Origin of the sequence: Nocardioides sp. (assembly GCF_030655615.1) — a bacterium.
Classification (GTDB): Bacteria; Actinomycetota; Actinomycetes; order Propionibacteriales; family Nocardioidaceae; genus Nocardioides.
The window spans coordinates 1-18,628 of the sequence record NZ_JAURVJ010000149.1; the positions used below are offsets into that span (position 1 = coordinate 1).

Below are 18,628 nucleotides of genomic sequence, written 5' to 3' on the forward strand. Positions count from 1 at the left end.
CAGGCGCCCGGCGCGGCCGCACCGGCGGTCCCGCAGGTCGACCCGGGGTGGCTGACCCGCACCGCCGCGGCCGCCGGCCTGTCCGAGACCGCGCTCGGGGCCTACGCCCGCGCCGAGCTCGCCTCGCCCGACGGCTGTGGCCTCGGGTGGACCACGCTGGCCGGCATCGGGTGGATCGAGTCGCAGCACGGCACCCTGGGTGGCCGCTCGCTCGGCGCCGACGGCTACTCCTCCTCGCGCATCCTCGGCCCGGCCCTCGACGGCACCGGCCCGTTCGCCGCGATCCGGGCGACCGCCGAGACCACGACCTACCACGGCGACCCCGACTGGGACCACGCCGTCGGTCCGATGCAGTTCATCCCCAGCACCTGGGAGACGTGGGCCGCCGACGGTGACGGCGACGGCGTGCGCGACCCCAACGACCTCGACGACGCCGCGCTCGCCGCCGCCGACTACCTGTGCGCCGGCGGACGCGACGTCAGCACCGGCGAGGGCTGGACCAGTGCGGTGCTCTCCTACAACAACGCCGGGGTCTACCTCGACGACGTGCACGCCGCCGCGACGGCCTACGCCGACCGCACCAGCTGACCCGGGCTCTGCGCCGTTCCCGTGCGCGAAGGCGGAGCCGGTGCGACCATGACTGCACCATGAAGATGCGCCCCCTCGTGTCCCTGCTGGTGACCACGGTCGTCGCCGCCCTGCTCGCGACCCTGCTCGCCACCACCGCGACCGCCCACGCCGCCACGGCCGACCGGGTCTCCCCGCCCGCGACGTCCGCCAAGCCCAAGCCCAGCCAGGACTTCCCCCACATGCCGCGCCGCTGCGCGACTCCCAAGGAGAAGATCCCGTCGAAGCCCGTCGTCTGCGGCCTGACCCGCTACGACGACCAGCGCCCGACCGTCGTGCTGTGGGGCGACTCCCACTCCTGGATGTTCATCCCGGCGCTCAAGGAGGCCGTGAGCGGACGCGGCGTCAACCTGGTCGCGGTGATGATGGGTTCCTGCCCGCCGATGGACAACCGGGTCGGGGCGACGGACGCCGTACCGGCCTGCTTCCGGTCCAACGCCCTCGGTATCGAGGTGGCCCGCAAGCTCGAGGCCAACGGCCAGCCCTACCGGATCGTGCTCGCCGGCAGCTGGCAGCGCTACGTCCACGCCCGCAAGGTCGGTGACCGGACGTCCTACGTCGGCCAGATGGCCATCGCCTCCAAGCAGGGCACGCCGCGCCTGGCCCGCACCCTCAGGTCGATCGGCGCCGAGGTCGACGTCGTCGGCCAGGTCGCCACCGTGCCCGAGAGGCACCGCAGCTGCCCGCAGGGCAACGAGCCCTTCGCCTGCCAGCTCGCGCGCGGCAAGTCGCTGCCCGAGGCCGCCTCCACCAAGCGATGGGTGACCGACGCGCTCGGCGCCCTCCTCGGTCGACGCCCGATGATCGACGTCAACCCCGCCTTCTGCACCGCCAAGGTCTGCAAGGGCAAGATCGGGACGACGCGCACCTGGTTCGACGACCTGCACCTCAGCGCCACCCGGTCCAAGAGCCTCGCGTCCTACTTCGCCGCGACCGTCGACGCCGTCGACCCCGACGAGGAGCCCGGGGGGCCGGGCTGCACGATCCCGATCCTCTGCGGATGAGCGACTTCACCGCCGGCGAGATCACCGAGGCCTACGCCGCGATGCACGCCCGCGTGCAGGAGCACGCCTCGAGCGGCAGCTGGGACGACTTCGCGCTCAACTTCACCGAGGACGCCGACTACGTCGAGCACGCGTTCGGCACGTTCCACGGTCGCGACGCGATCCGCGAGTGGTCGGTCGCGACGATGACGTCGTTCCCCGGCTCGGCCATGACCGGCTTCCCGCTGGCCTGGCAGACCGTCGACGTGTCGACCTCGCGGCTGATCTGCGAGGTCCGCAACCTGATGCCCGACCCGGGCGACGGGTCGGTCCACGAGCAGTCCAACCTCACGATCATGACCTACGCAGGCGATGGGCTGTTCTCCCGCGAGGAGGACGTCTACAACCCGCTGCGGTTCATGCGGATGTCGCTGCGGTGGGCCCGCGTGGCCGAGGCGCACGGCAACCTGAGCGACGAGGGCCGGGCCTACGTCGCGCAGTTCGGCGGCTGACAACTCCATCGCGCTTGCCACCGTCTGGGATGCTTCGGCCATGAAGTCCGCCGCCCGTCGCGTCCTGCTCGAGGTCGTCGGCTGGGGCCTGCTCATCGCCGGCATCGCGATGATCGCCCTCCCCGGGCCGGGCCTGCTCGGCATCTTCGCCGGTCTCGCCGTGCTCTCCCAGCAGTACGAGTGGGCCGAGCGTCGCCTCGACCCGGTCAAGTACCGCGCCCTCAAGGGTGCCGCCGAGAGCGTCGAGACCCCGCTGCGGATCGCTGTCTCCTGCGTCGGCGTGCTGTTCCTCCTTGCCTGCGCGGCCTACTGGTTCGCGGACCCGGCCCAGCCCGGCTGGTGGCCGCTGCCCGACTGGACCTGGCTGCCCGGCGGCAAGGCCACCAGCATCACGCTGGTCTTCTCCGCCCTCATCGCGGTCGCGCTGCTCGTCTACTCCTACCGCCGCTTCCACGGCAACCCGGAGGCCGTTGCCGAGCTCGAGGGCGACATCGAGGAAGCCGACCGCGACTTCAAGGGCGCCTGACCCAGCACGCCCGCGTTCCGACTCAGCCGAGCACCACCGGCGCCAGGCCGAGCCAGCCGGCCAGGTCGTCGACCTCCCGGCGTACGCCGTCCACGCACGCCGCCGACCACGGCTCGTCCTGGTGGGTGGCGTCGACGCGCAGCTCGCCGGCCTCGCGGTCGGCGACCACGTCGAGCTTGCCGACGAGGCGGTCGCCCCAGAGCACGGGCAGGGCCCAGTAGCCCCAGCGGCGCTGGCTGGCCGGCTTGTACATCTCGAGGTAGTACTCCGCCTCGAACACCTCGGTGAGCCGCTTGCGGTCGGCGACGAGCCGGTCCAGGGGGGAGAGCAGGGCGGCCCGGCCCGCAAAGGCCGTGTCGAGCCAGACGGGGTCGACGCGCCAGGTGCCCTTGACGCCCTCGACGACGGCCGGCTCGCCGGCCGAGCCGACGTCGTGGGGCTCGCTGGGCATCTTGGCCGACGTGGCCCGGGCGATCCCGAGCGAGCGCAGCCGGCGGCGGTCGCGCTCGGTGGCGGCGTCCTCGGGCGAGGGCACGGGGTCGTCGGGATAGATCCGCTCGGCGAGGTCCCAGAGCACCTCGCGCCCGCTCCGGCCGCCGCGTCCGGCGCGGGCGACCTCGCCGCGCTCGACCATGTGGGCGAGCAGCATCTTGATGTTCTTGTCGTTGTTCCAGCCGCTCGAGGGCCACGCCACCTCGCAGGTGTCGGGGATCTCCGAGGCCGGCAGCGGCCCGTCGCCGCGCAGCAGCTCGAGCACGTCGCGGCGGCAGCCGTCGTTGGCCTCGACCCAGCCGCGCACGTCCTCCTGCCACGGCCGCAGCGGCTCCGGCCCGGGCCACCGCGTCATCTCCGCGCGATAGAGGGCGAGGTCCTCGGCCGGCCGTGCCAGCTGGTGGTGGTCGATGAGCGCCTGGGTGTCGAGCAGGTCGCGCAGCTCGCCGACGTCGTACGACGACCCGAGCCTGCTCCACAGCACGAGGTCGGCGCTCGGCGCGACGTAGCGGGTCGGGTCGAGCTGCACGAACGTCAGGTGCCGCACGACCTCGAGCACGTCGTCCGGGCGGTCGGCCGTGAGGAGCTGGGCCCGCACCGCGACCCGGCGTGCGTCCTGGCGGGAGAGCTGGTGGACGGTCGCCATGGGCCGCATCATGGCACCAGGTCGGCACCGTCGGCGCTGGTCGCGCGCGGCTCCCGGCGAGCACAATCGCGGCCATGGGTGACATGGGCCTGCGCCGGCGACCGCCCCGCGGCTGGCTGCCGGGCACCGTGGCGTCGGCCGGTCACGCCGCCAGCAGCCACGTCGACCCCGACGGCGGCGCCGCCGTCATCGAGACGAGCTTCCTCCTCCGCGTCACCTGGCAGGTGCGGCTCCCCGGCCGCGAGCCCTTCCTCGTCGCCGAGGAGCGCAGCTGCCCGGTGTGGGTCTTCGGCAACGAGGTCGGCGGCTCGGGCAGGCGGTGGTGGGCCCTGCGCGCGAGCCGGACCTACGGGCTCACCGTCGGCGTCGAGATGCCGTGCGCCGTCGACCCGGGCGACCTGACCGACGTGTGGGTCGACTGGGACGCCGGGTACGACGCGCACGAGCCGGTCTGGCGTCACCGCAGCGCCCTCGACCGGGCGATGGCCGAGCGGCGCGGGCGGTTCGACGGGCTCACCGCACGGCTGTCCGACCCCTTCGGTGCCCGTCTCCCCGCCGAGCAGCAGCGCGCCGTCGAGGCGGAGGCCGACCGGCGGGTCGCGCAGGAGCGGGTCGACCGGGAGGTCCAGCGCCAGCAGGCGGTCGAGGCCGCCGAGCAGGCGCAGTGGGGCGGCGTCGACCCCGAGGAGAAGGCGACGTTCCAGCGGATGGCGAGCGACCTCGTGCGCATCGACCAGACAGGCCGGCCGGCGTCCGGGGTGATCGTCGACGTCGTCGACACCGGCCGGGTCCTCGTCGGGCTCGCCGTACGGCGTCTGGAGATCGAGGTGGTCGAGGTGGGCGACCCGACCCCGCGCCGCGTGGTTCTCGAGCTGCCGATGCAGCCACGGATCGCGAAGCGCTACCGGGCCGGCATGGCGGTGCGGCTCAAGGTCGACCCCGCCGACCCGCAGAAGGTCTGCGTGCTCGCCGGACGTCCCTGAGGTCCCCGGGGGTCGACCCTGGGGCTCGCCTGGGTCGTCGTACGACGCCGCGACGCGTGACCTGGCCGCTCGTCCCGCCTGTCCCGCCCGCGCCCGTCCGCGCCCAACTCGAGCGATCGCACGAGTTGGGCCGGGGTCGGGCCGGGATCGTGGCGTCAACTCGTGCGATCGCACGAGTTGGGCCGGGGTCGGGCCGGGATCGGGCCCCCAACTCGTGCGATCGCACGAGTCGGGCAACCCGTCCGGACTGTCGGTGGCGCCCCCTAGGGTCGACACCGATGACCCTCCACCTCCACCGCGCGCCGCGGACCGACCAGCTCGCCGACGCCCTCGGCGAGCTGTTGACGTCCCCGCCCGACGACCCCTTCGCCGAGGAGGTCGTCGTGGTGCCCGAGAAGGGCGTGGAGCGGTGGCTGGCGCAGCGGATGTCGCACCGGCTCGGGGTCGGCAGCCGCGGCGGCGACGGGGTGTGCGCGGGGGTGCGGTTCCTGCGACCGGGGTCGCTGGTGTCGCTGCTCCTCGACCGCGACCGCGACGACCCGTGGAGCCCCGACCGGCTGGTCTGGCCGCTGCTCGAGACCATCGACGACGCGCTCGGCGAGCCGTGGTGCGCCACGCTCGCCACCCACCTCGGCCACGGCCTGACGGGCGACGACGCCGACCTGCGCCGCGACCGCCGCTACTCGGTCGCGCGCCGGGTCGCCGGCCTGATGGCGTCCTACGCCGTACAGCGGCCCCAGCTGGTCGCCGACTGGCGCGAGGGCCGCGAGACCGACGGTGCGGGCCAGCCGCTGCCCGCCGACCTGTCCTGGCAGGCCGAGCTCTGGCGGCGGCTCGTCGCCCGCGTCGGGGGCGAGGCGCCCGACCAGCGCCATGCTCGCGCGCTGGCCGCGCTCGAGGCCGGTGGTGCCGGTCTCGACCTGCCCGCGCGGCTGTCGCTGTTCGGCCACACCCGGTTGCCGGTCACCGAGGTCGCGCTGCTGCGGGCGCTCGCCACGAGCCGCGACGTCCACCTCTGGCTGCCGCAGCCCTCGCCCGAGCTCTGGGACGCGCTGACCGGTCTCGGCGGCGTCGTCGCCCGCGAAGACGACCCCTCCGCCGACCGGGTCCACCACCCCCTGCTCGCTTCGCTGGGGCGCGACACCCGCGAGCTGCGCCGCACCCTCGACCTGCCGGTCGACGACCACGCGGTCGTCACCGCCGAGCCCGAGCCGCGCACGCTCCTGCACCAGCTCCAGCACGACCTGCGCGCCAACCACGCACCGACACCCGGCGAGCGCGCGACGCGCACCCACGACCCGCGCGACCGCAGCCTGCAGGTCCACGCCTGCCACGGCCCGGCCCGCCAGGTCGACGTGCTGCGCGAGGTGCTGGTCGGGCTCCTCGCCGACGACGAGACGCTCGAGCCGCGCGACATCCTCGTCATGTGCCCCGACATCGAGACGTTCGCGCCGCTGATCTCGGCCGGCTTCGGGCTCGAGGACGTCGTCGCCGGCGACGACGGCCACCCGGCCCACCGGCTGCGGGTGCGGCTCGCCGACCGCGCCCTGACCAGCACCAACCCCCTCCTCGCGGTCGCCGCCGACCTGGTGGCGCTGGCCGGGGGACGGGTCACGGCCTCCGACGTGCTCGACCTCGCCAGCACGGCGGCGGTGCGGCTGCGCTTCGGGTTCTCCGACGACGACCTCGACCGGGTCACGCGCTGGGTCGGGCAGTCCGGCGTGCGGTGGGGCATCGACGCCGCCCAGCGTGACCGCTTCGCGATGAGCCGCTTCGAGCACAACACCTGGCGCAGCGGCCTCGACCGCATCCTGCTCGGCGTCGCGATGAGCGGCGACGACCACCGCCACCTCGGCCGCGGGCTGCCCGTCGACGACGTCGGCAGCTCCGAGGTCGACCTGGCCGGACGCCTCGCTGAGCTCGTCGACCGGCTCGCGCGCTGCCTCGACGGTCTGGCCGTGGCCGTCGACGTCGCCGAGTGGATGCGGGTCCTCACCGAGGGCGTACGCGGCCTCACCGACGTCTCGCTCGACGACGCCTGGCAGCTCCCCCAGCTCGAGCGCGAGCTGGCGCGGGCCGCCGGCGACGGCACCCCCGACGTCCCGCTCCGCCTGGCCGACGTGCGCGCGATGCTCGACTCCCGCCTCGGCGGACGCCCGACCCGGGCCAACTTCCGCACCGGCACCCTCACCGTCTGCACGATGACCCCGATGCGCTCGGTCCCGCACCGGGTGGTCTGCCTGGTCGGCCTCGACGACGGCGTGTTCCCGCGGCTGACCACCGTCGACGGCGACGACGTGCTGGCCCGCCGGCCCCTCACCGGCGAGCGCGACGTCCGCAGCGAGGACCGCCAGCTGCTGCTCGACGCCCTGCTCGCCGCCACCGACAAGGTCGTCATCACCTACACCGGTGCCAACGAGCACTCCGGCGCGAGCCGGCCACCCGCCGTACCCCTGGGCGAGATCCTCGACGCCGCCGACCGCACCACCGCGGGCCCCGTGCGCGAGCACGTGCTCACCCACCACCCGCTGCAGCCCCACGACGCCCGCAACCTGCTGCCCGGCGGGCTGGTGGCCGGCGACCCGGTCCGGCCCTTCAGCTTCGACCGCGCGGCGCTGGCGGGTGCCCGGGCCGCCGTGGCCGAGCGGGTGCCGCCGCCCCCGCTGCTGACCGGCCTGCTCGACCCGGCCCCCACGACCGACGTGTCGCTGGCCGACCTCAAGGCGTTCTTCGCCCACCCGGTGCGGTCGTTCCTGCGCCAGCGGCTCGACGTGTCGACGCCGCTGGCACCCGACGAGATCAGCGACGCCATCCCCATCGAGCTCGACGCCCTCGAGAAGTGGGGCATCGGCGACCGCCTCCTCAAGGAGATGCTGGCCGGCCACGACCCCGAGGCGGTGATGCTCGCCGAGCAGCTGCGCGGGTCGCTGCCGCCGTTCCACCTCGGGGTCGGCTCGCTCTCCGACGCCGTCGCCGAGTGCCAGCGGCTCCTCGACCGCACCGCCGACCTGCGCTCCGGCGAGCCCCGCACGGTCGACGTCGACGTCGACCTGGGCGGCGGCCGCCGGCTGTCCGGCACCGTCACCGGGGTCTACGGGTCACGGCTGCTCACGCTCGGCTACTCCCGGCTCAAGCCCCGCCAGCGGCTGCTCTCGTGGATCGACCTGCTCGCGCTGAGCGCCGGACGTCCCGACGAGTCGTTCACCGCCCACGCGGTCGGCCGCGAGAAGGCCGGGCCTCGTCGTGCCCTGTCCGGACCCGTCGACCACCGGGCGGTCGACTGGCTCCGGAGCCTGGTCGAGCTGCGCGACGAGGGCCTGCGTGCCCCGCTGCCCGTCCCGGTCGCGACCGCCGCGGCCTGGGCCGAGGGACACGTCCGCGAGCTGATGGGCGAGGACGTCTCGGCCGACGCGCTCGCGCGCCGGGAGTGGGAGACCGACCCCTACAACGTCTACGGCATCGAGGGCGAGGACGCCGACGCCTACCACCGCCGCGCCTACGGCGACGACGCCCGGCTCTCGGTGCTGCTCGACGCCGGGCTGGCCGACCACGCCTGGCGGGTCTGGGAGCCCCTGCTCACCGGGGCCGAGAAGGTGGGCCCGCTGTGAGCACCCCACGACGTTCTTCGCCTCCTCCGCTTCGCTCCGCCGGCGAACAACGCCGCGGGGACCCCGGGCCGAGTGGCCCGGTCGAGCTCGACGTGTTGTCGCCCTTCGACGTCTGCGGCGAGCTCCCCGGCGTCGGCACCGCCCTGCTCGAGGCCAGTGCCGGCACCGGCAAGACCTGGACCATCGGCGCCCTCGTCACCCGCTACGTCGCCGAGGGCCGGGCCAGGCTCGACGAGATGCTGGTCGTCACCTTCGGCCGCGCCGCCAGCCAGGAGCTGCGCGAGCGCGTGCGCGCCCAGCTGGTCGAGGCCGAGCGGCTGCTCGCCGGCGACCCCGACGTCGCCGTCGGCGACTCCGAGCTGCTCGCCCAGCTGCTCGAGGGCACCGGCGCCCAGCGGCTCCTCAAGCACCGCCGGGTCGTCGAGGCCCTCGCCGGCTTCGACGCCGCCACGATCGCCACCACCCACCAGTTCTGCTCCCTCGTCCTCGGCTCGCTCGGTGTCGCCGGCGACACCGACGCCCGGGCCCGCCTCGTGGAGAACCTCGACGAGCTGGTGCGCGAGGTCGTCGACGACCTCTACCTGCGGGCCTTCGCGCTGGTCGACACCGGCGCGGCCTTCACCTACACCGAGGCGATGGCGATCGCCCGCGCCGTCGTCAACGACCCGCAGGCCCGGCTCGAGCCCGCCGGCGAGGACCGGACCACCCCCGCCGGGCGGCGGGTGGCGTTCGCCGTCAAGGTCCGCGACGAGATCGAGGCCCGCAAGCGACGGCTCGGCATCCTGTCCTACGACGACCTGCTCAGCCAGCTGGCCCACGCCCTCGAGGACGAGGACTCCCCGGCCCGGACCCGGATGCGGGAGCGCTGGTCGATCGTGCTGGTCGACGAGTTCCAGGACACCGACCCGGTGCAGTGGAAGGTCCTCGACCGGGCGTTCAGCGGCGTCGCGACCATGGTGCTGATCGGTGACCCCAAGCAGGCCATCTACGCGTTCCGCGGCGGCGACGTCACCACCTACCTCGCGGCCGCCGAGACCGCCACCACCCAGCAGACCCTGGGCACCAACTGGCGCAGCGACGCCGCCCTGCTCGACGCCTTCCAGGAGCTGCTGGTCGGGGCCCAGCTGGGCAACGAGCGGATCGTCGTACGCCCGGTCGAGGCCCACCACCGCGAGAGCCGCCTCGTCGGGGCGCCGGTCACCGCGCCGCTGCGGCTGCGGGTCGTGCGCCGCGACACCTTCGGCAAGGGTCCCCGCGCGTCGCTCCCGGTCAACGACGTGCGGCCCCACGTGGCGCGCGACCTCGCGCTCGACGTACGCCACCTGCTCGACGCGCGCCCGACCTTCGAGGGCGAGCCGCTCGAACCCCGGCACGTGGCGGTCATCTGCTACCGCCACGCCGACCTGGCGGCGTCGCAGAAGGCGCTGCAGGCGGTGGGTGTCCCGGCCGTGATCGCCGGCGGCGGCAGCGTCTTCGCCACCCCGGCCGCGGTCGAGTGGCTGACGCTGCTCGAGGCGCTCGAGCAGCCCCACCGCTCGCCCCGGGTGCGCGCCGCGGCGCTGACCTGCTTCGTAGGCCACACCGCCCGCGACCTGGCCGCCGGCGGCGACCGGCTCACCGACGAGGTCGCCGAGACCCTGCGCCACTGGGTCGAGGTCGTCGAGCGGCGCGGTGTCGCCGCGGTGCTCGAGGCCGCCTCGGCCGGTGGCCTGCCCGCGCGGGTGCTCGCCGAGGTCGGCGGCGAGCGCCGGCTCACCGACCTGCGCCACATCGGCGAGGCGCTGCACGAGGTGGCGCAGTCCGAGCGGCTGGGGCTGGTCTCGCTGCTCGCGTGGCTGCGCGGCCAGGTCGCCGAGGGCCGCGCCGGCCGCGGCACCGAGCGCACCCGCCGCCTCGACTCCGACGCGGCTGCCGTCCAGCTGGTGACGATCCACGCCAGCAAGGGCCTCGAATACCCCGTCGTCTACCTCCCTGCCCTCGCCGACCGCCACGTGCCCAAGCCCAGCCGCCCGCTCTTCCACGACGCCGACGGCCGGCGCTGCCTCGACGTCGGCGGCGGCGGGGCCGACTGGGGCGACCACGTGCGGCGGTGGAGCGACGAGGAGGCCGGGGAGTGGCTCCGCCTCCTCTACGTCGCGATCACCCGCGCCAAGTCGCAGGTCGTGTGCTGGTGGGCGCCGACCAAGAACGCCGTCGCGTCGCCGCTCCACCGGCTGCTGATGCGCGCCGTCGACGAGACCGAGGTGCCCGACGCCCCGCCGGTGCCGCCCGACGACGAGGTCGTCGCCCGGTTCGGCGCCTGGCGCGACCGGGGCGGGCCCGCGCCCGAGGCGTCGTTGCTGGTCGACCCCGGTCCCTCAGAGCCGGTCGCGGCCGTCACCGGCCTCGACGTACGCCACTTCGGGCGCGACGTCGACACCACGTGGCGCCGCACGTCCTACTCCGCACTGAGCAACGTCGAGGTCGCGGCGACCCCGGGGGTCGGCAGCGAGCCCGAGGTCACCGCCAAGGACGACGAGGACGTCGAGTCGCTGCCCGAGGCCGCGACCGACGCCGGTGACACCACGCTGGCGAGCGTCCGTTCGCCGATGGCCGACCTGCCGGTCGGGGCGACCTTCGGGTCGCTGGTCCACGCGGTGCTCGAGCACGCCGACCCCGACGCCGCCGACCTGCGTGCCGAGCTCCTCGCCCACGTCGACGAGCAGCTGCTCCGCTGGCCGGTCGACCTCGACCGCGAGGAGCTCGCCGACGCGCTGGTCGCCGTGTCCGACACCCCGCTCGGCACCGCCGTCGCCGGCCGCACGCTGCGCCAGGTGCCCCTGCGCGACCGGCTGCGCGAGCTCGACTTCGAGCTGCCGCTGGCGGGCGGAGACCTGGCCTCGCCGGCGTCCGGCAGCGCCGACACCTGCCTCGGCGACCTCGCGCCGCTGCTGCGCGAGCACCTGCCCGAGGGCGACCCGGTCCGCGGCTACGCCGAGGCGCTGGCCGTGCCGGCCCTGGGCGAGCAGAGCCTGCGGGGCTACCTCACCGGATCGGTCGACGTCGTCCTCCGGGTCGGCGACCGGGCCGACCCGACCTACCTGATCGTCGACTACAAGACCAACTGGCTGGGTCCGCGCGAGGAGCCGCTCACGGCCCACGCCTACCGCCCGGAGGCCCTTGACGCGGCCATGGGCCACTCCGACTACCCGCTGCAGGCCCTGCTCTACGCCGTCGTGCTCCACCGGTTCCTCCGCTGGCGCCAGCCCGGCTACGACCCCGAGCGCCACCTCGGCGGGGTGCTCTACCTCTACCTGCGCGGGCTCTGCGGACCCGAGACCCCGCTCGTCGACGGCGAGCCGTGCGGGGTGTTCGTGTGGCGTCCGCCCGTGGCGCTGCTCGAGGCCGTGTCCGACCTGCTCGACGGAGGCCCCCGATGACCACCTCGACCACCGCCTCGACCACCGCCTCGACCCAGCCCGAGCCGTGGGCCGACCACGACCGCCGTCTCGCCCTCGGGGCCGGCGGCCTGCTCGGGACCTTCAACGCCGCCGGGCTGCTCGAGGCGAGCGACGTCCACGTCGCGGCCCGGGTCGGCGACCTCGGTGGCGAGACCGACGACCGGGTGCTGCTCGCGGTCGCCCTCGCCGTGCGCGGGGTCCGCACCGGCTCCGTCTGCGTCGACCTCACCACCGTCGCCGAGCTGGCCCCCGACCTCCCGTGGCCCGAGCAGGCCACCTGGCTCGCGGCGGTCGCCGCCTCCCCGCTGGTGGCCGCCGGGGCGGTCCGTCTCGAGGAGCCCCTGCTCTACCTCGACCGCTACCACCGGCTCGAGACCCAGGTCCGCGACGACCTGCTCGCCCGGGTGTCGGCCCCGCCACCCGAGGTCGACGAGCCCGCGCTGTCCGCGGCCCTCATCCGCGTCGCGGGCGACCACTTCAGCCGGGAGCAGGCGGCGGCCGCCGAGCAGGCGGTCCGCCAGTGGACCACCGTGCTCACCGGCGGACCCGGCACCGGCAAGACCACGACGGTCGCGCGGCTGCTCGTGCTGCTGGCCGACCAGGCGCGGCGCGCCGACCCGACCCACGACAAGCCCCCGTCGATCGCGCTCGCCGCCCCGACCGGCAAGGCGGCCACCCGGCTCCAGGAGGCCGTGCTCGGCGAGCTCGCGGGGCTGTCGGCCGCCGACCGCGAGCTCGTCGGCAGCCCCGACGCCCTCACCCTCCACCGGCTGCTGGGCTGGCGGCCCGACAACACCACCCGGTTCCGGCACGACCGCACCAACCGCCTCAAGTACGACGTGATCGTCGTCGACGAGTGCTCGATGGTCGAGCTGACCATGATGGGCCGCCTGCTCGAGGCGGTCCGTCCCCAGTTGCGCCTGGTCCTGGTCGGCGACCAGCACCAGCTGACCCCGGTCGGCGCCGGGGCGGTGCTCGCCGACGTGGTCCGCGGGTTCGAGGGCGACGCCGGCTCGCCGGTCGCCTCGTTGGCGGAAAATCACCGCTCCACCGAGGACATCAAGGCGTTGGCCGAGGCGCTGCGCGCGGGCGACCCCGACGAGGTGCTCGGGGTGCTCCGCCGCGGCGGCACCGAGGTCGAGTTCGTCGAGACCACCGACCCCGGGCCCGCGCTCCAGGACGACGCTCTCGCGTCCGCGCTCGCCGTGCGTCACGCCGCCGAGGCCGGCGACGCCCCCACCGCGCTCGCCGCCCTCGACCGCCACCGGTTGCTGTGCGCCCACCGTGAGGGCCCCTTCGGGGTGCGGCACTGGAACCGCCAGGTCGAGCGGTGGCTCACCGAGGCGACGGGGCAGCCCATCTATCGCGAGTGGTACGTCGGCCGCCCGATCCTGGTGACCAGCAACGACTACGCGCTCGAGGTCTACAACGGCGAGACCGGCGCCGCGGTGCTCGACGCCGACGGGCGGCTCCGCGCGTGGGTGTCGGGCTCGGAGCGGCTCCGCGACTACGCCCCCGGACGGCTCGACGCCGTCGAGACCATGCACGCGATGACGATCCACAAGAGCCAGGGCAGCCAGGCCGAGCGGATCACGGTGCTCCTGCCCGACGACACGTCGCGGCTGCTGACCCGCGAGCTCTTCTACACGGCGGTCACCCGGGCCCAGGAGCACGTGCGCGTCGTCGGCACCGAAGCCGCCGTCCGGGCCGCGGTCGGGCAGCAGGCCCAGCGCGCCTCCGGCCTCGCGGGCCGCATCCGCGACACCCGGCGGGCCGCCCGCCACGCGGACGAACGCAACGGAGCCGAAACCGACGACGGTTAGGGTCGGCAGATGCCCTTCCTGCTGCGCGTCGAGCTGCCCGACGTCCCGGGGTCGCTGGGACGCCTGGCCTCGGCGATCGGTGTGGCGGGTGGTGACATCGAGGCGATCGAGATCGTCGAGAAGCGTCACGACGGCACGGCCCTCGACGACGTCCTCCTCGACACCGAGCCCGGCATCATGCCCGACTCGATCGTCTCGGCCTGCAACGCGATCGACGGCGTCCGCGTCGTCTGGATCAGCCGCTACGCCTCCGGCGGGCTCGTGCTCGACCTCGAGGCCGTCGAGGAGCTGACCTCCGAGCCCGCCCACGCGCTCGACCGGCTGGTCGAGCTGCTGCCGCGCACCTTCCGCGTCGACTGGGCCGCGCGCATCCACCGCGTCGGCGGGGTCCGGCACGCGACCGGCGCCGCGCCCGACGACCTCGCCTTCGTCGAGATCGAGCGGGCCGTCCGGCTCGAGGTCGACGACGGCACTGACGGCGAGACGCTCTACGCCGGTGCGCGCATCGACGGCAACGAGGTCGTCGTCGTCGCCCGCCGCGGGGGGCCGGAGTTCCTCGACTCCGAGGTCGCCCGCCTCGGCCACCTCACCAGCCTGGCGTTCTCGATCTCGCGCGACTGACCGCCGACGGCCGCCTGCTGACGGCCGGCCAACTCGAGCGATCGCTCGAGTTGGGCGTCGGATGGGGCCGTAGCGGTGGGTCAACTCGAGCGATCGCACGAGTTGAGCGTCGGACGGGGCCGTGGCGGTGGGTCAACTCGTGCGATCGCTCGAGTTGGGCGTCGGACGGGGCCGTGGCGGTGGGTCAACTCGTGCGATCGCACGAGTTGGGCGTCGGATGGGGGCGTGGCGGTGGGTCAACTCGTGCGATCGCACGAGTTGGCCCGCGGTTGACCCCAGCCGCTGGCCTTCGCGCCACCTGCTCGGACGACCCGGCCCGACCGGCCGGCGTCAGAGGCGCTCGAGCAGGAACACCGGGATCTCGCGGTCGGTCTTCTCCTGGTACTCCGCGTAGGGGGAGTACTGCGCCACGCAGCGCTCCCACCACTCCGCGCGCTCCTCGCCCTCGGCAACGCGGGCCCGGTAGGTGTGCGGGGTGTCGCCGTCCTGCAGCTCGACCTCGGGGTGGTTGATGAAGTTGTGGTACCAGACCGGGTGCTCGGGATCGCCGCCCTTGCTGGCCACGGCGGCGTAGACGCCGTCCTTCTCCACCCGCATCACGGGGTTCTTGCGGAGCTTGCCGGACTTCGCGCCCTTGGACGTGATCACCACGATCGGCCACTCCGGGTGGTCCTGCAGGGTGTTGGCCTCGCGGCCACCGGTGGCCTCGTAGGTCTCCACCTGGTTGCGGACCCACTCGCTGGGGCTGGGCTCGTACTCGCCATCGAGAGTCATGGCACCCACAACACCAGGGTCGGGGAGCGGATTCCACCCCCGTGCGGGTCTGTGTCAGCCCGGGGTCTGTGTCAGCCCGGGGTGCGTGTCAGCCCGGGGTGCGGAAGCCGTAGGTCGTGTCGAACCAACGGCCGGTGCTCGCACCCGGGCTGCCCGTCGTCCAGTCCTGCGGCGTGTACTTGCGCGCGGAGGCGTACGACGCGACGTAGCCCCGGCCCTTGTCGAAGCGCATGCAGCGCCGCGGGACGACGTAGGTGATGACGTCGCGCTGGTAGTCCGGCTTGGCCTTGACGCCAAGGCACGCCGTACGACGGTAGTCGTCGTACGCCGGGTTGATCACCCAGTTGACCACCGACCTCTTGCGCGACGGGTTGAGGCGCAGCTCGACGAAGTTGCCGTACGTCGGTGCCTCGAGCGACTCGTCGGGGCGGGTCGTGAACGACACGAGGATCCGCAACCGGCGCGCCTGGCGGAGGTCGGCGAAGCGCAGCTCGGCCCGCACCGCCTTGCGGCGGTAGGTCACCTTGAGCCGTGTCATGTCGATGTCGCGGTGGATCACGTCGTAGTCGCCGTTGTCGACGATGCTGCGGGTGCCGGCGACGGCGGGTGACGGGCCGGCGACGAGCGGGGCCAGCAGGGCCAGGGCCGCCACGGCGGCCGGTGCGGCCAGGGACAGGGGACGTCGCATGGCCCGACGCTAGGACGCCCGGGGCGGCGCCGACATGGCCCGGACGGGCCGTTAACGTGCCGAGGCATGAGCGCAATCGAGGGTGTGTCCCAGACGTTCGACCAGGCCGCGTGGGACGTCGTACCCGGCTTCGACGACCTCACCGACCTGACCTACCACCGGGCCAAGGCGCACGGCACCGTCCGGATCGCGTTCGACCGGCCCGACGTGCTCAACGCGTTCCGTCCGCACACGGTCGACGAGCTGCTGCGCACCCTCGAGCACGCGCGTACGTCGGCCGACGTGGGCTGCGTGATCCTCACCGGCAACGGCCCGAGCGCCAAGAACGGCAAGTGGGCGTTCTGCACCGGCGGCGACCAGCGCATCCGTGGCCGCACGGGCTACCAGTACGAGACCGACGGACACGATGACGCCGGCGCGCCGCCCAACCCGATCGACCGGGCCCGGCTCGGCCGGCTACACATCCTCGAGTGCCAGCGGCTGATCCGCTTCATGCCCAAGGTCGTCCTCTGCGTCGTGCCCGGCTGGACCGCCGGTGGCGGTCACTCGCTGCACGTCGTCTGCGACCTGACGATCGCGAGCGCGGAGGAGGCGAGGTTCAAGCAGACCGACGCCGACGTCGGCTCGTTCGACGGCGGCTTCGGATCGGCCTACCTGGCCCGGCAGACGGGCCAGAAGTTCGCCCGCGAGATCTTCTTCCTCGGCCAGGAGTACTCCGCCGAGGACGGCGTCCGGATGGGCGCCGTCAATCGCGCCGTGCCGCACGCCGAGCTCGAGGCGACCGCGCTCGAGTGGGGCCGGCTGGTCAACGGCAAGTCGCCGACGGCGCAGCGGATGCTCAAGTACTCCTTCAACGCCATCGACGACGGGCTCGTCGGCCAGCAGCTGTTCGCCGGCGAGACCACGCGGCTCGCCTACATGACCGACGAGGCCGCCGAGGGACGCGACCAGTTCCTCGAGAAGCGTGAACCGGACTGGTCGCCCTACCCCTGGTACTACTGACCGGCGCGGGGTCCCGGCCGGGGGGATGCCGCGCCTTCCCCGACCAAACCGAATTAATCCTCAAGAAGGGGATCGGGACTATAGCCGTCGGGACGGCGTACCGATGGAGGGGGTACGGGCTCAATCGATCCCCCCTCGGGTATCTCCCACGCTGAAGGACCCCCATGTCTGCTCACGCTCGTCCCCGTCGTCGACGGCTCACGGCTGCTGCCCTTGTCACCGGTGTCACCGGATCGGTTGCTCTCGCCCTCTCGATGAGCGCCTCCCTCTCCGGCTACACGGCGAGCATCACCAACTCCGTCAACAGCGCGTCGACCGCCGCCCTGGCCGTCAGCGAGACCTACACGTCCGGCGGCACCACGACCACCTGCAACAGCTATGACTCGACGGCCACCTGCTCCACCATCAACAAGTACGGCGGCACCGCCTCGCCCCTGGTGCCCGGTGGCTCGCAGACGACCAAGGTCACCTTCACCAACACCGGCTCCGTCCCGGTCGGCACCGCGTCGATGAAGGGCGGCACCTGCGACGCCATCGTGCGTCCCGGTGTGACCGGCGCCGTCACCCCGACGACGCCCAACACCAGCGCCGGAAACCTGTGCTCGGTGCTCACCCTCCAGGTCTACAAGGCGGCCACCGCGACCGGCACGGCGATCTACACCGGCTCGCTCTCGGGGTTCCAGACCGCCACCGCCACCGACATCGGCACCCTCGCCGTCGGGGCCAGCCAGGACTACACGTTCGTGGTCACGCTGCCCACCGCCGCGACCACCGCCACCCAGGGCCAGCAGGTCACCCAGCCCATCGTCTGGACCTTCAACCAGTAGGGCCTCGGACCCGGACCGGGTCCCGAGCAGGGCGTACGACGACGGGTTGGCCAACGAGGGGGGCGGCATGGCGCGCAGACGCACGTGGACGGCGGTGCTGTCAGGCGCTGCCGTCTGCGGCCTCCTCGTCCTCCTGCTCGCCGGAGGGTGGTGGCGGGTCGACGGAGGGCGGTGGTTCACCGTGACCACGCCGTCCATGGGGGTCGCCCTGCCGGTCGGCAGCGTGCTCCTCACGACGCCCAGCACGGTCGCCGCGACCGAGCCGGGTGACGTCGTCACCTTCCGCAACCCGCAGACGGGCATCGTCTTCACCCACCGCGTGGTGAGCAAGGACGGCACCGGGCTCGAGACCCGCGGTGACGCCAACGGCGTCGCCGACGCCTGGCGCATCACCGACGACGAGCTGGTCGGCCGGGTCGTCGGGCACGCCGAGGGCGTCGGATGGCTGGTCAGGGCCCTCCCCCTGCTCCTGCTCGGGCTGGGCCTCGTCTGGCTGGCCACCCGCTGGGTGCGCCCGACCGCCCGCTGGTCCTGGCGGGTCCTGGGGATCTCGCTCGTGGTCTCCCTCGTCAACTGGTGGCTGCACCCGTGGGTCGGGCTCACCCGCCTCGGGCAGTCGCCGCCTCCCGCCGGCGAGGACGGGGTGGTGATGGACGTCATCTCGACCGGTCTGCTGCCGATCCGCGCCATCGAGGTCGACGGACCGGCCGCCGCCCACCTGCAGAACGGCCAGATCGGCAGCCTGCACCTCACCGCCGGTGCCGACCGCGGGGCGTTCGACATCGCCTCCGTCCTCGACCTCACCTGGGTCGGGTGGGTGCTGATGGCACTGTGCGTGGTGAGCCCGCTGCTCCTGACCGTCGCGGTCGGGCTGCCGCCGCGGGGCGACCGGCTCGGCGACGCCGAGGACGACGCTGGCACCGGCGAGCAGGACGCCGTCGTCGACGCCGATCCGCCCGCCGACCTCGTGCCGGTGGGTGCCGGGTGACCGGGCTCCGGCGACGGACCGCACCCGGCGGCACCGTGCGGGCCGCGTCGGTGCCGGCCGCGGTGCCGGCCGCGGTGCCGGCCGCGGT

The 18,628-nt window shown here is 74.1% G+C and carries 15 protein-coding genes; 12 read left to right on the top strand and 3 right to left on the bottom strand.

From position 1 onward, the window contains the following. From Q7T52_RS12420 to Q7T52_RS12435, 4 genes are all read left to right on the top strand, one after another. A partial coding sequence (locus Q7T52_RS12420) for a lytic murein transglycosylase (RefSeq protein WP_304802921.1) occupies positions 1-588 on the top strand: 588 nt, incomplete at its 5' end. Between the two features lie 59 nt (positions 589-647). Further along, entirely contained in the window at positions 648-1,631 is a 984-nt protein-coding gene (locus Q7T52_RS12425) for an SGNH hydrolase domain-containing protein (protein ID WP_304802923.1), read from the top strand. Next, positions 1,628-2,122: a nuclear transport factor 2 family protein gene (locus tag Q7T52_RS12430; RefSeq protein ID WP_304802925.1), complete on the top strand. Its 495-nt coding sequence runs from the start codon at positions 1,628-1,630 to the stop codon at positions 2,120-2,122. Before Q7T52_RS12425 ends, Q7T52_RS12430 begins: the two co-directional genes overlap by 4 nt. Before the next feature lie 40 nt (positions 2,123-2,162). Beyond that, positions 2,163-2,648, top strand: coding sequence for a PGPGW domain-containing protein (locus Q7T52_RS12435; RefSeq protein ID WP_304802927.1), 486 nt, complete (start codon positions 2,163-2,165; stop codon positions 2,646-2,648). 22 nt (positions 2,649-2,670) lie between these two features. On the opposite strand, the gene Q7T52_RS12440 is transcribed toward Q7T52_RS12435, so the two are convergent. Next, positions 2,671-3,786, bottom strand: a complete 1,116-nt coding sequence (locus Q7T52_RS12440) for a DNA glycosylase AlkZ-like family protein (RefSeq protein ID WP_304802929.1) — start codon at positions 3,784-3,786, stop codon at positions 2,671-2,673. A 74-nt stretch (positions 3,787-3,860) separates the two neighbouring features. On the opposite strand from Q7T52_RS12440, the gene Q7T52_RS12445 reads away from it, so the two are divergent. The 5 genes from Q7T52_RS12445 (at position 3,861) to Q7T52_RS12465 (ending at position 14,261) form a co-directional block, all read left to right on the top strand. Continuing rightward, entirely contained in the window at positions 3,861-4,769 is a 909-nt protein-coding gene (locus Q7T52_RS12445; RefSeq protein ID WP_304802931.1) for a hypothetical protein, read from the top strand. Positions 4,770-5,047: 278 nt separating this feature from the next. Beyond that, positions 5,048-8,377: an exodeoxyribonuclease V subunit gamma gene (recC, locus tag Q7T52_RS12450; RefSeq protein WP_304802933.1), complete on the top strand. Its 3,330-nt coding sequence runs from the start codon at positions 5,048-5,050 to the stop codon at positions 8,375-8,377. A 92-nt stretch (positions 8,378-8,469) separates the two neighbouring features. Next, positions 8,470-11,796 (top strand): UvrD-helicase domain-containing protein, encoded by a 3,327-nt coding sequence (locus tag Q7T52_RS12455; protein WP_304802935.1) that lies wholly within the window; start codon positions 8,470-8,472, stop codon positions 11,794-11,796. Continuing rightward, the gene (gene recD, locus Q7T52_RS12460; protein ID WP_304802937.1) at positions 11,793-13,640 is read left to right on the top strand and encodes an exodeoxyribonuclease V subunit alpha; all 1,848 of its coding nucleotides are present in this window, start codon (positions 11,793-11,795) and stop codon (positions 13,638-13,640) included. The genes Q7T52_RS12455 and recD overlap by 4 nt, the downstream gene beginning before the upstream one ends. A gap of 9 nt (positions 13,641-13,649) precedes the next feature. Continuing rightward, on the top strand, positions 13,650-14,261 hold the full coding sequence (locus Q7T52_RS12465) for an amino acid-binding protein (RefSeq protein WP_304802939.1): 612 nt from the start codon (positions 13,650-13,652) through the stop codon (positions 14,259-14,261). 330 nt (positions 14,262-14,591) lie between these two features. On the opposite strand, the gene Q7T52_RS12470 is transcribed toward Q7T52_RS12465, so the two are convergent. Both Q7T52_RS12470 and Q7T52_RS12475 read right to left on the bottom strand, forming a co-directional pair. Continuing rightward, positions 14,592-15,035: a nitroreductase family deazaflavin-dependent oxidoreductase gene (locus tag Q7T52_RS12470; RefSeq protein ID WP_304802941.1), complete on the bottom strand. Its 444-nt coding sequence runs from the start codon at positions 15,033-15,035 to the stop codon at positions 14,592-14,594. Positions 15,036-15,123: 88 nt separating this feature from the next. After that, complete coding sequence (locus Q7T52_RS12475) at positions 15,124-15,723, bottom strand: hypothetical protein (RefSeq protein WP_304802943.1); 600 nt, start codon at positions 15,721-15,723, stop codon at positions 15,124-15,126. Between the two features lie 66 nt (positions 15,724-15,789). Here Q7T52_RS12475 and Q7T52_RS12480 point away from each other — a divergent pair, with 66 nt between their 5' ends. The 3 genes from Q7T52_RS12480 (at position 15,790) to Q7T52_RS12490 (ending at position 18,540) form a co-directional block, all read left to right on the top strand. Then, the gene (locus Q7T52_RS12480; protein WP_304802945.1) at positions 15,790-16,725 is read left to right on the top strand and encodes a 1,4-dihydroxy-2-naphthoyl-CoA synthase; all 936 of its coding nucleotides are present in this window, start codon (positions 15,790-15,792) and stop codon (positions 16,723-16,725) included. Positions 16,726-16,979: 254 nt separating this feature from the next. Then, the gene (locus Q7T52_RS12485) at positions 16,980-17,552 is read left to right on the top strand and encodes a hypothetical protein (protein WP_304802947.1); all 573 of its coding nucleotides are present in this window, start codon (positions 16,980-16,982) and stop codon (positions 17,550-17,552) included. 67 nt (positions 17,553-17,619) lie between these two features. Beyond that, on the top strand, positions 17,620-18,540 hold the full coding sequence (locus Q7T52_RS12490) for a hypothetical protein (RefSeq protein ID WP_304802949.1): 921 nt from the start codon (positions 17,620-17,622) through the stop codon (positions 18,538-18,540). The last annotated feature ends 88 nt before the right edge of the window (positions 18,541-18,628 follow it).

Bases quoted from the DNA above. Each gene is read 5' to 3' on its own strand.
- Q7T52_RS12475 (WP_304802943.1), bottom strand. From the start codon at position 15,723: ATGCGACGTCCCCTGTCCCTGGCCGCACCGGCCGCCGTGGCGGCCCTG.
- Q7T52_RS12470 (WP_304802941.1), bottom strand. From the start codon at position 15,035: ATGACTCTCGATGGCGAGTACGAGCCCAGCCCCAGCGAGTGGGTCCGC.
- Q7T52_RS12435 (WP_304802927.1), top strand. From the start codon at position 2,163: ATGAAGTCCGCCGCCCGTCGCGTCCTGCTCGAGGTCGTCGGCTGGGGC.
- Q7T52_RS12465 (WP_304802939.1), top strand. From the start codon at position 13,650: ATGCCCTTCCTGCTGCGCGTCGAGCTGCCCGACGTCCCGGGGTCGCTG.
- recD (WP_304802937.1), top strand. From the start codon at position 11,793: ATGACCACCTCGACCACCGCCTCGACCACCGCCTCGACCCAGCCCGAG.
- Q7T52_RS12490 (WP_304802949.1), top strand. From the start codon at position 17,620: ATGGCGCGCAGACGCACGTGGACGGCGGTGCTGTCAGGCGCTGCCGTC.
- Q7T52_RS12480 (WP_304802945.1), top strand. From the start codon at position 15,790: ATGAGCGCAATCGAGGGTGTGTCCCAGACGTTCGACCAGGCCGCGTGG.
- recC (WP_304802933.1), top strand. From the start codon at position 5,048: ATGACCCTCCACCTCCACCGCGCGCCGCGGACCGACCAGCTCGCCGAC.
- Q7T52_RS12430 (WP_304802925.1), top strand. From the start codon at position 1,628: ATGAGCGACTTCACCGCCGGCGAGATCACCGAGGCCTACGCCGCGATG.
- Q7T52_RS12485 (WP_304802947.1), top strand. From the start codon at position 16,980: ATGAGCGCCTCCCTCTCCGGCTACACGGCGAGCATCACCAACTCCGTC.
- Q7T52_RS12445 (WP_304802931.1), top strand. From the start codon at position 3,861: ATGGGTGACATGGGCCTGCGCCGGCGACCGCCCCGCGGCTGGCTGCCG.
- Q7T52_RS12425 (WP_304802923.1), top strand. From the start codon at position 648: ATGAAGATGCGCCCCCTCGTGTCCCTGCTGGTGACCACGGTCGTCGCC.
- Q7T52_RS12440 (WP_304802929.1), bottom strand. From the start codon at position 3,786: ATGGCGACCGTCCACCAGCTCTCCCGCCAGGACGCACGCCGGGTCGCG.